Origin of the sequence: Agromyces lapidis (assembly GCF_009749405.1) — a bacterium.
GTDB lineage: Bacteria > Actinomycetota > Actinomycetes > Actinomycetales > Microbacteriaceae > Agromyces > Agromyces lapidis.
The window spans coordinates 125,515-138,784 of record NZ_WBIQ01000001.1 but is presented as its reverse complement, the minus strand read 5'-3'; the positions used below and the strand labels follow the sequence as shown (position 1 = coordinate 138,784).

General features: G+C 70.8%; 7 protein-coding genes. 1 reads left to right on the top strand and 6 read right to left on the bottom strand.

Annotated features, from left to right (window positions below):
* Nucleotides 1–68: 68 nt before the first annotated feature.
* The 4 genes from GQQ93_RS00655 to GQQ93_RS00640 form a co-directional block, all read right to left on the bottom strand.
* Nucleotides 69–1,343 (bottom strand): aspartate kinase, encoded by a 1,275-nt coding sequence (locus tag GQQ93_RS00655; protein WP_157422299.1) that lies wholly within the window; start codon nt 1,341–1,343, stop codon nt 69–71.
* 148 nt (nt 1,344–1,491) lie between these two features.
* A complete protein-coding gene (locus tag GQQ93_RS00650; protein WP_157422298.1) occupies nt 1,492–1,863 on the bottom strand; it encodes a YybH family protein in 372 nt (123 codons plus the stop codon).
* A 113-nt stretch (nt 1,864–1,976) separates the two neighbouring features.
* Nucleotides 1,977–2,573, bottom strand: a complete 597-nt coding sequence (gene recR / locus GQQ93_RS00645; protein ID WP_022890710.1) for a recombination mediator RecR — start codon at nt 2,571–2,573, stop codon at nt 1,977–1,979.
* A 3-nt stretch (nt 2,574–2,576) separates the two neighbouring features.
* A complete protein-coding gene (locus GQQ93_RS00640; protein ID WP_157422297.1) occupies nt 2,577–5,060 on the bottom strand; it encodes a DNA polymerase III subunit gamma and tau in 2,484 nt (827 codons plus the stop codon).
* A gap of 76 nt (nt 5,061–5,136) precedes the next feature.
* Here GQQ93_RS00640 and GQQ93_RS00635 point away from each other — a divergent pair, with 76 nt between their 5' ends.
* Nucleotides 5,137–5,511, top strand: a complete 375-nt coding sequence (locus GQQ93_RS00635) for a TraR/DksA family transcriptional regulator (RefSeq protein WP_246191961.1) — start codon at nt 5,137–5,139, stop codon at nt 5,509–5,511.
* Nucleotides 5,512–5,553: 42 nt separating this feature from the next.
* On the opposite strand, the gene GQQ93_RS00630 is transcribed toward GQQ93_RS00635, so the two are convergent.
* Together GQQ93_RS00630 and GQQ93_RS00625 are read right to left on the bottom strand one after the other, a co-directional pair.
* Nucleotides 5,554–6,690, bottom strand: coding sequence for a fatty acid desaturase family protein (locus GQQ93_RS00630; RefSeq protein ID WP_246191959.1), 1,137 nt, complete (start codon nt 6,688–6,690; stop codon nt 5,554–5,556).
* 219 nt (nt 6,691–6,909) lie between these two features.
* Nucleotides 6,910–13,185: an IPT/TIG domain-containing protein gene (locus GQQ93_RS00625; RefSeq protein ID WP_170296081.1), complete on the bottom strand. Its 6,276-nt coding sequence runs from the start codon at nt 13,183–13,185 to the stop codon at nt 6,910–6,912.
* Nucleotides 13,186–13,270 lie beyond the last annotated feature (85 nt).

The window sequence follows — 13,270 nt, the reverse complement described above, 5'->3', positions numbered from 1 at the left end:
GTGAATCCGTCCTGAATTGGCAGCTTTCTCCTGAATTCAGGCGGGATGCCTCGTGGCTGGCGCGGCGCCTACCGACCGGTGCCCGCGTGGACGATCGCGTCCTCGTCGCCGTCGAGCTCGAACGCCGTGTGCACCGCCTGCGCAGCGGCCTGCACGCTGTCGGCGCGCGTGACCACCGAGATGCGGATCTCGCTCGTCGAGATCATCTCGATGTTGATGCCGGCCTCGTAGAGCGCTTCGAAGAGTCGCGCCGAGACGCCCGTCGCCGAACGCATCGCGTTGCCGACGAGCGAGAGCTTGCCGATCTGGTCGTCGTACTGCAGCGACTCGAAGCCGATGGCCTCCTGCGCGGTCGCGAGCGCGGTCAGCGCCCGCTCGCCGTCGGCCTTCGGCAGCGTGAACGAGATGTCGGTGCGACCGGTCGCCGCCGCCGAGACGTTCTGCACGATGACGTCGACGTTCGCGTTCGTGCCCGCGACGATCTTGAAGATCTTCGCGGCGACCCCCGGCTTGTCGGGCACCCCGACGACGGTGATCTTCGCCTCGGACAGGTCGATCGCGACACCGGCGATGACGGACTCTTCCACAGCTGCTCCTTCGGGAAGACGCGAGGGGTCGTAGACGATCGTCCCCTCGCTGTTGTTGAACGACGAACGGACGTGCAGGGTCACGCCGTGACGGCGCGCGTATTCGACCGCGCGGATGTGCAGGACCTTCGCACCCGATGCGGCGAGCTCGAGCATCTCCTCGCTCGTCACCCGGTCGAGCTTGCGCGCCTTCTTCACGACGCGGGGGTCGGAGGTGAAGACGCCGTCGACGTCGGTGTAGATCTCGCAGACGTCGGCGTCGAGGGCCGCCGCCAGCGCGACCGCGGTCGTGTCGCTGCCGCCGCGCCCGAGGGTCGTGATGTCGCGAGTGTCGCGGTTGAAGCCCTGGAAGCCGGCGACGATCACGATCGCGCCGTCGTCGAGTGCCTCGCGCAGACGCACCGGCGTGACGTCGACGATGCGGGCGGCGCCGTGCTGGGCGTCGGTGATCATGCCGGCCTGGCTGCCGGTGAAGCTGCGAGCCTCGTGCCCCATGCTCTTGATCGCCATCGCGAGCAGCGCCATCGAGATGCGCTCGCCCGCCGACAGCAGCATGTCGAGCTCGCGGGGCGCCGGGATCGGCGACACCTCGCTCGCGAGGTCGAGCAGCTCGTCGGTCGTGTCGCCCATCGCCGAGACGGCCACGACGACGTCGTTGCCCGCCTTGCGGGTCTCGACGATGCGCTTCGCGACCCGTTTGATGCTCTCGGCGTCGGCGACTGACGAGCCGCCGAACTTCTGCACGATCAAGCTCACGTGGCCTCCCGGGGGTTCTGGGCGCGCGCGGGCCGACGGGCCCGTCGTCGGAGTCTTCATCATACGGCGGCCCGCATGCGGGCCCAGCCATGTGACGTCGTCGTGACGGGCTCGAGCGGCCGGGGTCGGCGACGTGCTGCGGCGACCCTCAGGCGCGGTGGTCGCGCGGCATGTACCACTCGGTGAACTCGCCCGCCCGCCCGTCGGGGGCGAAACGGATCACCCACAGGTTGAGGTAGTCGCGTTCGGCCGGGTACTCGGTGCGGCCCTGCACCACGGCGAGATCGGATGCCTCGTGCACGACGTGCCAGTCGAAGCTCCACTCCCCCGGGGTGTCCGCGTCCTCCACCCAGCCGGCGACGATCGCGGCACGTCCGCGACGCGGTTCGGCGTCGGGGGCGGTGAGATAGACGGCGTCATCGGTGAAGAGTGCACCGATGTCGTCGGGGGCGTTGCTCGTCCAGGCTCGGAGGTAGCCGGCGATCCAGTTCGCGGTGCGTTCGCTCGCGGTTTCGCTCATCACCCCGGTTTACGCGCGCCCCGCCCGCACGTCAACCCGGTCGGACGGACTCGAGGTCGCGGCCGGGGTGGGGTGGGCGACGGAGCGGGCCCGGGGTCCGGGGCCCGGGGTCGTCAGCCGACGACGCGACGCCCTTCGAACGCACGACCGAGCGTGACCTCGTCGGCGTATTCGAGGTCGCCGCCGACGGGCAGGCCCGAGGCGAGGCGGGTGACCTTGATCTCGAGGGTCGTGAGCAGCCGGCTGAGGTAGGTCGCCGTCGCCTCGCCCTCGAGGTTGGGGTCGGTCGCGATGATGACCTCGACCACGGTGCCGTCGGCGAGCCGCTGCATGAGCTGGCGGATGCGCAGCTCGTCGGGGCCGATGCCGTCGATCGGGCTGATGGCGCCGCCGAGCACGTGGTACAGCCCGCGGAACTCACGGGTGCGCTCGATCGCGACGACGTCTTTCGCCTCTTCGACGACGCAGATGAGCGAGGGGTCGCGCCGCGGGTCGCGGCAGATCGAGCAGGTCGACTGCTCGGAGACGTTGCCGCAGATCTCGCAGAAGCGCACCTTGTCGCGCACGGTCGTCAGGATCTCGGCGAGCCGGGAGACGTCGAAGTGCTCGGTCTGCACGATGTGGAACGCGATGCGCTGCGCAGACTTCGGCCCGATGCCGGGCAGCCGGCCGAGCTCGTCGATCAGTTCTTGGACGATGCCTTCGTACACGGGCTACCCACGCTCCCCGAAGCCGCGCGCCGGGGCCTCGACCTCTTCGAGGAAGGTCGCGCCGAGCACTTCGCGCACGACGGCCTCGCCGTAGCGCTGGATGCCGCCGTCGGTCGTCGAGGCGACGGGGCGCGACGGGGCGCGTCGCGCCGGGGCCGGGCGGTTCGAGGCCGGGCGGTTCGGGGCGGACGACCGCCCGGGGTCGACCGGCGGCGGAGGTGCGTCGAACGGCTCGGGTTCCGGGCCCGGATCGAACGGCGGCTCGTCGTCGGCCGGCGGCGCCTCGGCGTCGTCGGGCGGGAGATCGGGAAGGCCGTGGTCGGGCCCGGCGTCGCGCCTCGCCGTGGAGGCGGCGGGCTCGGCCGCCGCGGCGGGTTCGGCGCGCGGCCCCGCATCGGGAACCGGCCGTTCGGCGAGCGCCGTCGCGGTGCGCGCGGATGCCTCGACCGCGGCCGTGTCGGGTTCGGGGTCGCGCGGGATCGCGACGGTCGCCCACGAGTCGACCGGACCGGCCGGCGGCCCGGCGGGCGACTCGGCCGCCCGCCCCTGCGCGGGTACCGTCGTCGAGGTGGTCGGCGCCGGAGGTTCGCCCCCCGGTCGGCCCGCTGCGGCGGCCGTGTCGCTCATTGCGGCATCGGTGCGCGCGGGGGCGGCTGCCCCGCCGCTCGGGCGAGCGGTGCCGGAATCGGTCGAGGCAGGTGCCGAGGCGGCCGCGCCACCGCCCGAACCGGGTGCCGGCGCGGGCGCGGGCGAGGTCTGGCCTCCGCCGCCGCCGCCGATCACGCGGGGCACGAACTTGACGGTCACGCCGAGCACCTCGGCGATCGCCGTGCGCAGCAGGTCGGCTGCGGTCTGCGAGCCGCTGCCCGCACGCAGCCCGTCGAGGTCGCCGGGGCTCGCGAAGCCGAGCACGAGCACGGCCTCTTCAGTGCGGTACTCGAGCACCTGCGCGGCGAGCGCCGCCATCCATGCGGTGCGCTTGGTGCGCTGCAGAACGTTGAGCACCTCGGGCCAGGCGTCGCGCACCTGCTGCACGGTGATGGGCCCACTCGGCCGAGGCCGTTCCGTGGGAGCCGGCGACGCGTCGGCGACCGGTGCGGCTGCGGCTGCGGCTGCGGCTGCGGGCGATGCCGTCGGTTCGACGGGGCGGGAATCGGAGACGTGATCGGCGTCACGCTTCGGCGCCACGGCCGGAGCAGCCTGACTCGTCGGCGCCGGGGCCTCGGGGGCCGCGACCGGGGTGCGCGGCGCCGTCTCGACCGCCCGCGCCGCCGTCGGCACCGCGCCGCCCGACGAGGCGCCGGATGCGATCGCGACGGCCCCGCCCTCGACGGCCCGCTCGAGCCGCTCGACGCGTGCGAGCGCGCCGCGCTCGGAGTCGTCGCTCGCGGGCACGAGCACGCGCGCCAGCATGAGTTCGAGGTGCAGGCGCGGCGAGGTCGCGCCGGTCATCTCGGTGAGGGTCTGGCTGACGAGGTCGGCCACACGCGACAGCTCGGCCGAGCCGAACGCCCGGGCCTGGGTCGCCATGCGGGCCAGCTCGTCTTCGGGCACGCCCCGCAGCACGGCCGCGGCGGCCTCGGGCGTCGAGGCGGCGACGACGATGAGGTCGCGAAGCCGCTCGAGCAGGTCTTCGACGAAGCGACGCGGGTCCTGCCCGGTCTGCACGACCCGGTCGGCCGCGGCGAACGCCCCGGCGGCGTCGTGGGTGCCGATCGCGTCGATGACCTCGTCGAGCAGGGCGCCGTGCGTGTAACCGAGCAGCGCCACGGCCCGCTCGTAGTCGATCGTCGACCCCTCGGAGCCGGCGATCAGCTGGTCGAGGAGCGACAGCGTGTCACGGGGCGAACCGCCGCCGGCGCGCACCACGAGCGCGAGCACGCCGGGCTCGACCGAGATGCCCTCTTCGGTGCAGAGCTGCTGCACGTACTCGAGCATGGGCGCGGGCGGCACCAGCCGGAACGGGTAGTGGTGCGTGCGCGAGCGGATCGTGCCGAGCACCTTGTCGGGCTCGGTCGTGGCGAAGATGAACTTGATGTGCTCGGGCGGTTCTTCGACGATCTTGAGCAGGGCGTTGAACCCGCCCGAGGTCACCATGTGCGCCTCGTCGATGATGAAGATCTTGTAGCGATCGCGCGCGGGGGCGAAGATCGCCCGCTCGCGCAGGTCGCGCGCGTCATCGACGCCGCCGTGGCTCGCGGCATCGATCTCGACGACGTCGAGCGAGCCTCCGCCGCCGCGTGACAGCTCGACGCAGCTGGGGCACACGCCGCACGGAGCGTCGGTCGGGCCTTCTGCGCAGTTGAGGCAGCGCGCGAGGATGCGCGCCGACGTCGTCTTGCCGCAGCCGCGGGGGCCGCTGAACAGGTAGGCGTGATTGACCCGATCGGTGCGGAGCGCCGTCATCAACGGCTCCGTCACCTGGGACTGGCCGATCATCTCGGCGAACGTCTCTGGCCGGTAGCGGCGATATAGGGCGGTGACCACGATTCAATCGTAGTTGCCGCGTCCGACACGGCATCCGGATGCCTCGGGCGTACGATGCACGGACGGAAGGAGCGTGATGACGGTGACGACGATGACTCCGGCTCAGCTCGAGCGATTCGAGGCCCGCCTGCTCGCCGAACGTGCGGAGGCCGCCGAACGCGCGGCCGAGTTCGACGACGTGATGGGCGAGGTCCGGGCCGCAAGATCCGGCGCCAGCGCCGACGACGAGCACGACCCCGAGGGCCCGACGATGACCCAGGAGTGGTCGCAGCGCACCGCCGTGCTCGCCGACGTGCAGCACGAGCTCGCGGAGATCGACCGCGCCCTCGCCCGCATCGCCGACGGCACCTACGGCTTCTGCGCCCGCTGCGGCAAGCGCATCACGGTCGCCCGGCTCGATGCGCGCCCGACGGCCACGCTCTGCATCGACTGCGCCCGCCTCGAACGCTGAACGGTCCGGTCGAGGCCACCGGCGGCGCCGCCCCGCTCACGCTCAGTCGCGCCGGCGGTACCCCTGGATCATCGGGCAGTCGAAGGGATCGCGCGCGGCGAGCCCGACCCGGTTGAGGTAGGCGATGACGATGCCGTACGACTCGATCAGTCCGGTCTCGGTGTAGCGGATGTCGTTCTCGCGGCAGTACTCGCGCACGATCTGCTGCGTGCGTTTGAGCGCCGGTCGCGCCATGCTCGGGAAGAGGTGGTGCTCGATCTGATAGTTGAGGCCTCCCATGAGCGCATCCATGAATCGCCCGCCGCGGATGTTGCGGCTCGTGAGCACCTGGCGCTCGAGGAAGTCGACGCGGACCCCGCGCGGGATGAGCGGCATGCCCTTGTGGTTCGGCGCGAACGACGCGCCCATGTAGACCCCGAAGACGGCGAGCTGCACGAAGAGGAACGCGGCAGCGAGCAGCGGCGGGAACGCCCAGAACACGAGCGCGGTGACGCCGACGAGCCGCACGCCGATGAAGGCGAGCTCGAGGCCGCGACGCTTCACGTTGTTGCGGCGGTCGAGCACGTGCCGGATGCCGTGCACGTGCAGGTTGAGGCCCTCGAGCAGCAGCAGCGGGAAGAAGAGGTAGCCCTGCTTGCGCGTGATCAGCCTGACGAGACCACGGCTCTGCGCGGCATCCTCTTCGAGGAACGAGATCGTGTCCTTCGCGATGTCGGGGTCGCGGCCGATGACGTTCGGGTTGCCGTGGTGGCGGGTGTGCTTGTTCATCCACCAGCTGTAGCTGATGCCCACGACCAGATCGGCGAGAACGAGCCCGGCCCAGTCGTTGACCGGCCCCGATCGGAAGATCTGCCGGTGCGAGGCCTCGTGCGCCATGAAGGCGAACTGGGTGAAGACGACGCCGAGCACTGCCGCGATGACGAGCTGCCACCACGAGTCGCCGAGCATGACCGACGCCGCGACTGCGGCGCCGAGCACGACGGCCCAGAACACGGCCTTGCGGACGTAGAAGCCGACGAAGCGATCGAGCAGCCCCTCGGCCTTGATCTGGCGCGAGAGTCGCGCGAATCCGCTCTGCGCCGGATCGACGGCGTCGTCACGGCGGCGCCCCGCGGTCAGGATGACGGGCGACATGGTGCCCAGCACACTGTCGGGGCGTTCTACGACCTGGAGGCTCATGTTCGCTCTTCTCGTCATCCGAAAGTGCGAATGAGACTCAGACGAACGCTTCGGGGTTGCGATCGGTGGGGGTTCCGACCGTGCAGTGAGCGTACGAAGCCGATTCGGCCGGGCGCATCACACGGCTGAGCCATTCGCACCCCCTACCGCGGTAGGGGGTGTGCAGAACGGTGCCCGGCACGATCTCGTGCCGGGCACCGTCACCTCACGGGGTCATGGTCATGCGCGACCGGAACGACGCCTCGTGAACAGCACGCACCCGATGCCGAGGAGGAGGGCTGCACCGCTCAGCAGGAGCGGCGCGAGCGGCTCCGCTCCGGTCGTGGCGATGGCGCCACCGGGCTTCGTCGACGGCCCCGGCTCGTAGCCGAACGCGTCGGCGAGGGTCGCCTCGCCGCACGCCTCGCTGCCGATGACCGTCACGTCGACGACCCCGCTGCCGGCCGGCGACACGGCCACGATCGTGCCGTCATCGACGACCTCGAACGAGGTGGCCGGGTTCTCGCCGAACAGCACCTCGGTCGCACCGGTGAAGCATCGGCCCGAGATGGTCACCTCGGTTCCGCCCGCCGCAGGCCCGCTCGGCGGATCGATCTCGTCGATCGCCGCCGCCAGGTAGGTGAAGGGCAGTGCGTTGCTCTCGCCCCCCGCCGTCGTGACGACGACATCGACGGGTCCGGCCGCATGCGGCGGCGTCACGAAGGTGATCTCGGTGTCGCTCACCTGCGTGAACGGCACCGACACCCCGTCAACGGTGACCTCCGTGGCATCCCCCAGGTCGGTGCCGGTGACGGTGACGCTCGTGCCGCCCGCCGTCGGCCCCTCGCTCGGCGCGAGCGCGCTCAACTCGGGTGCGGGCAGGTAGGTGAAGGGCAGCGGCCCGCTCTCGCCGCCCGCGGTCACGACGACGACGTCGACCGTCCCCGCCGCGTGCGGTTCGGTCGTGAACGTGATCTCGGTGTCGCTGACCTGCGTGAACACCACCGACACCCCATCCACCGTCACCGCGGTCGCACCGGCCAGGTCGGTGCCGGTGATCGTCACCGGCGTGCCACCCGCGACCGGACCCGCATCCGGCGACAACGCCGTGAGCACCGGCGCGGGCACGTACGTGAACGGCAACGCACCACTGTCACCGCCCGGCGTCGACACGATCACGTCGACGGCTCCGGCCGCATGCGCCGGCGTCTCGAAGGTGATCTCCGTGTCGCTCACCTGCGTGAACGGCACCGACACCCCGTCGATGGTGACCTCGGTCGCACCGCCGAGCGCCGTGCCCGTGATGGTCACCAGCGTGCCACCGGCCGTCGGCCCCTCACCGGGATCGAGCGCGGTCAGCACCGGCATAGGCACATAGCTGAACGGCAGCGTGTTGCTCGGTCCGCCCGACGTCACGACACCGACGAGCACCTGCCCCGCGGCATGCGCCGGGGTTTCGAAGCTGATCTCGGTGTCGCTGACCTGCGTGAACGGCACCGACACCCCGTCCACGATCACCTCGGTCGCACCGGCCAGGTCGGTGCCCGTGATCGTCACCGGCGTGCCACCCGCGACCGGACCGGCATCAGGATCCAGCCCGGTCAGCACCGGCGCCGGCACGTACGTGAACGGCAACGCACCACTCGCACCACCCGGCGTCGACACCGTCACATCGACCGTGCCCGCCGCGTGCGACGGCGTCGTGAACGCGACCTCGGTGTCACTCACCTGCGTGAACGGCACCGACACCCCGTCGACCGTGACCTCCGTCGCACCGGCAAGGTCGGTGCCCGTGATCGTCACGATCGTGCCACCGGCCGTCGGCCCCTCATCCGGGTCGAGCAACGTGATCGTCGGCGCATCGCGATAGGTGAACGGCAACGCGTTGCTCACCCCACCCCCGGTCGTGACCACGACATCGACCGCACCGGCAGCATGCGCGGGCGACTCGAACGTGATCTCCGTGTCACTCACCTGCGTGAACGGCACCGACACCCCATCAACCGTGACCTCCGTCGCACCGGCAAGGTCGGTGCCCGTGATCGTCACCGGCGTGCCACCCGCCACCGGACCCGCATCGGGATCGAGGGACTCGAGCACCGGCCCAGGCAGATAGGTGAACACCAGCGGTCCACTCGCACCACCCGGCGTCGTCACCACCACATCGACCGGACCCGCCGCATGCGGCTCGGTCGTGAAGCTGATCTCCGTGTCGCTCACCTGCGTGAACGGCACCGACACCCCATCGACCGTCAACGACGTCGCACCACCCAACGCCGTACCCGTCACCGTGACGGCGGTGCCACCCGCAGCCGGCCCCTCATCAGGCGCCAGACTCGTGAGCACCGGCACATCGAAGAACGTGAACGGCAACGCATTGCTCGCACCGCCCGGCGTCGTCACCACCACATCCACCGCACCCGCGACATGCGCCGGCGACTCGAACGTGATCTCCGTCTCACTCACCTGGGTGAACGGCACCGACACCCCATCCACCGTCACCACCGTCGCACCGGCCAGATCAGAACCCAGGATCGTGACCAGCGTGCCACCCGCGACCGGACCCTCATCCGGCGACAACGACGCCAACACCGGCGCCGGCACATACGTGAACGGCAACGCACCACTCGCACCACCCGGCGTCGACACCACCACATCGACCGGCCCCGCCGCATGCGCCGGCGTCACGAACGTGATCTCCGTGTCACTCACCTGCGTGAACGGCACCGACACCCCATCCACCGTCAACGACGTCGCACCACCCAAATCGGTACCCGTCACCGACACCAACGTGCCACCCGCAACCGGCCCCTCATCAGGATCAAGCTCCGTCAGGACCGGCACATCGAAGTACGTGAACGGCAACGTGTTGCTCGCACCGCCCGGCGTCGTCACGACCACGTCCACCTCGCCCGCCGCGTGCGGTTCGGTCGTGAACGTGATCTCGGTGTCGCTGACCTGCGTGAACACCACCGACACCCCATCCACCGTCACCGCGGTCGCACCGGCCAGGTCGGTGCCGGTGATCGTCACCGGCGTGCCACCCGCGACCGGACCCGCATCCGGCGACAACGCCGTGAGCACCGGCGCGGGCACGTACGTGAACGGCAACGCACCACTGTCACCGCCCGGCGTCGACACGATCACGTCGACGGCTCCGGCCGCATGCGCCGGCGTCTCGAAGGTGATCTCCGTGTCGCTCACCTGCGTGAACGGCACCGACACCCCGTCGATGGTGACCTCGGTCGCACCGCCGAGCGCCGTGCCCGTGATGGTCACCAGCGTGCCACCGGCCGTCGGCCCCTCACCGGGATCGAGCGCGGTCAGCACCGGCATAGGCACATAGCTGAACGGCAGCGTGTTGCTCGGTCCGCCCGACGTCACGACACCGACGAGCACCTGCCCCGCGGCATGCGCCGGGGTTTCGAAGCTGATCTCGGTGTCGCTGACCTGCGTGAACGGCACCGACACCCCGTCCACGATCACCTCGGTCGCACCGGCCAGGTCGGTGCCCGTGATCGTCACCGGCGTGCCACCCGCGACCGGACCGGCATCAGGATCCAGCCCGGTCAGCACCGGCGCCGGCACGTACGTGAACGGCAACGCACCACTCGCACCACCCGGCGTCGACACCGTCACATCGACCGTGCCCGCCGCGTGCGACGGCGTCGTGAACGCGACCTCGGTGTCACTCACCTGCGTGAACGGCACCGACACCCCGTCGACCGTGACCTCCGTCGCACCGGCAAGGTCGGTGCCCGTGATCGTCACGATCGTGCCACCGGCCGTCGGCCCCTCATCCGGGTCGAGCAACGTGATCGTCGGCGCATCGCGATAGGTGAACGGCAACGCGTTGCTCACCCCACCCCCGGTCGTGACCACGACATCGACCACACCGGCAGCATGCGCGGGCGACTCGAACGTGATCTCCGTGTCACTCACCTGCGTGAACGGCACCGACACCCCATCAACCGTGACCTCCGTCGCACCGGCCAGGTCGGTGCCCGTGATCGTCACCGGCGTACCGCCCGCGACCGGACCCGCATCGGGATCGAGGGACTCGAGCACCGGCCCCGGCAGATAGGTGAACACCAGCGGTCCACTCGCACCACCCGGCGTCGTCACCACCACATCGACCGGACCCGCCGCATGCGGCTCGGTCGTGAAGCTGATCTCCGTGTCACTCACCTGCGTGAACGGCACCGACACCCCATCGACCGTCAACGACGTCGCACCACCCAACGCCGTACCCGTCACCGTGACGGCGGTGCCACCCGCAGCCGGCCCCTCATCCGGCGCCAGACTCGTGAGCACCGGCACATCGAAGAACGTGAACGGCAACGCGTTGCTCGCACCACCCGGCGTCGTCACGACCACATCCACGACACCCGCGACATGCGCCGGCGACTCGAACGTGATCTCCGTGTCACTCACCTGGGTGAACGGCACCGACACCCCATCGACCGTCACCACCGTCGCACCGGCCAGATCAGAACCCAGGATCGTGACCAGCGTGCCCCCCGCGACCGGACCCTCATCCGGCGACAACGACGCCAACACCGGCGCCGGCACATACGTGAACGGCAACGCACCACTCGCACCACCCGGCGTCGTCACCACCACATCGACCGGCCCCGCCGCATGCGCCGGCGTCACGAACGTGATCTCGGTGTCACTCACCTGCGTGAACGACACCGACACCCCATCCACGGTGACATCCGTGGCATCCCCCAGATCGGTGCCGGTGACGGTGACGCTCGTGCCGCCCGCCGTCGGTCCCTCATCGGGATCGAGCTCCGTCAGGACCGGAGCCGGAACATAGGTGAACGGCAACGCACCCGAGGAGCCGACCGCGGTCGTCACGACCACATCGACCGTCCCCGCCGCGTGAGCCGGCGTCTCGAACGTGATCTCCGTGTCGCTCACCTGCGTGAACGGCACCGACACCCCATCCACCGTCACCGCGGTCGCACCGCCGAGGGCCGTGCCGTCGATGGTGACGAGCGTGCCGCCGGCGGTCGGACCCGCATCCGGCGTCAGCGTCGTCAGCACCGGCGCGACGAGGTTGGGGCCGACGAGCGCGCGGGCGAGGTTCAGTTCGAGCAGCCCGGGCACGATGGCGGTGGGCAGCACGCTGAGCCGCAGCGCCGTCTCCTCGAAGACCGCGCCCTGCACGGCCGGCTCGGGCTCCTGCACGTTCGCGAGCAGCGACACGATCGTGTTGAGCAGCAACAGGGCGGGGTTGAGGCTGTCGATCACCGGGTTCAGCACGTCGTTCGTCAGCGTCGTGAGCAGGGTGCCGAGCGCCCCGGTGGTCGGGTTGATGACCGCATCGACGATCGGGCCGAGCACGCCGAGCACTACGGCGCTCGTGAGCCCGGTGATCGGGAGGAGGCCGAGCGCCGTGATGCCGACGGTGGCGGTGCCCGCAACGATCTGCTGAAGAGTTCCCGTGACGGTGACGTTCACGAGGGGAACCAGTCCGACGGCGTTGACGTCCACGTCGACCGAGACCACCGCACTGTTGAGGGCGTCGGTGATCGCCACCCCGAGATCCTCGGTGAGTCCGTCGACGAGGTCGGCGACCTGCGTCGTGACCTCGGTCAGCACGGCGGACGAGAGCAGCTCGGTGCTCGGGTCGAGCGAGTTCAGGCCGCCGACGAGCTGCTCGAGATCGAGCGTCACGGTGCCCTGGGCGAGGTCGATCACGACGCCGCCGCCCGAGTCGAGCGGTTGCGCGAGCACCGCGTCGGCCGCCGCCTGCAGGTCGACGGTGACCGTCGCCGAGGCGTCGCCCAGACCGCCGACGGCGAGCACGCTGCTGACGGCGGACAGCACGCCGTCCACGAGTGCGCCATCAGGGCCCGCGAGCCCGTCGACCGCCGTGTCGAGTTCGGCGACCGCGCCGTTGACGGTTCCGGTGATCCCTTCGACGATCGGGCTGTCGACCACGACGGTCGCGCTCGCGATCTCGTAGTCGCCCGCAGGCGTGCCGCCCGACGTCGCCGTGGCGTTCGCGCTGATCGCCCCGAGCGTGAGGTCGAGGTCGGAGACGGTGCCGGCGAACTCGGCGCCGAGCAGGTCTGCGAGGTCGACGCTCATCGGCCCGGGCGCGACTCCGGGAGCGGGGGTGACGCCCGTTCCGATCGCGCCGGAATCCGAGATGAGACCCGAGGCGCCGATCGAGGAGCCGTCGATCTGGGCGCTCGCGTACTGGCCGACGACCCCGGCGTCGGCGAAGTCCAGCGGGATCTGGAGACCACCGCCGATGTCGATGTTGAGCAGGCCGAGCGCCGTGAGATCGAGATTCGTCGAGTTCGTCTCGGGCGTCACCCCGTCGCTCGAGGCGGTCTCGCCGTCGATGCCGATGATGCTGCTGAGGTCGATGAGATCGAGGAGCGAACCCGAGAGGAACTGGCCCTCGGCATATGACTCGTCGCCGGGCGCAGCCTGAGCCGAGACCGCCCCGCCGCCGGCGGTGAGCGCGATCACTCCCACGGCGGCGAGCCAGCGCATCGCGCGCCCTCTCGGATCCGTTGCCCTGTGCGCCCCTCGGCGCCTCCGGTCAGTGTTCGAGCGCGCGCGTTCGAGCTGCATGTCA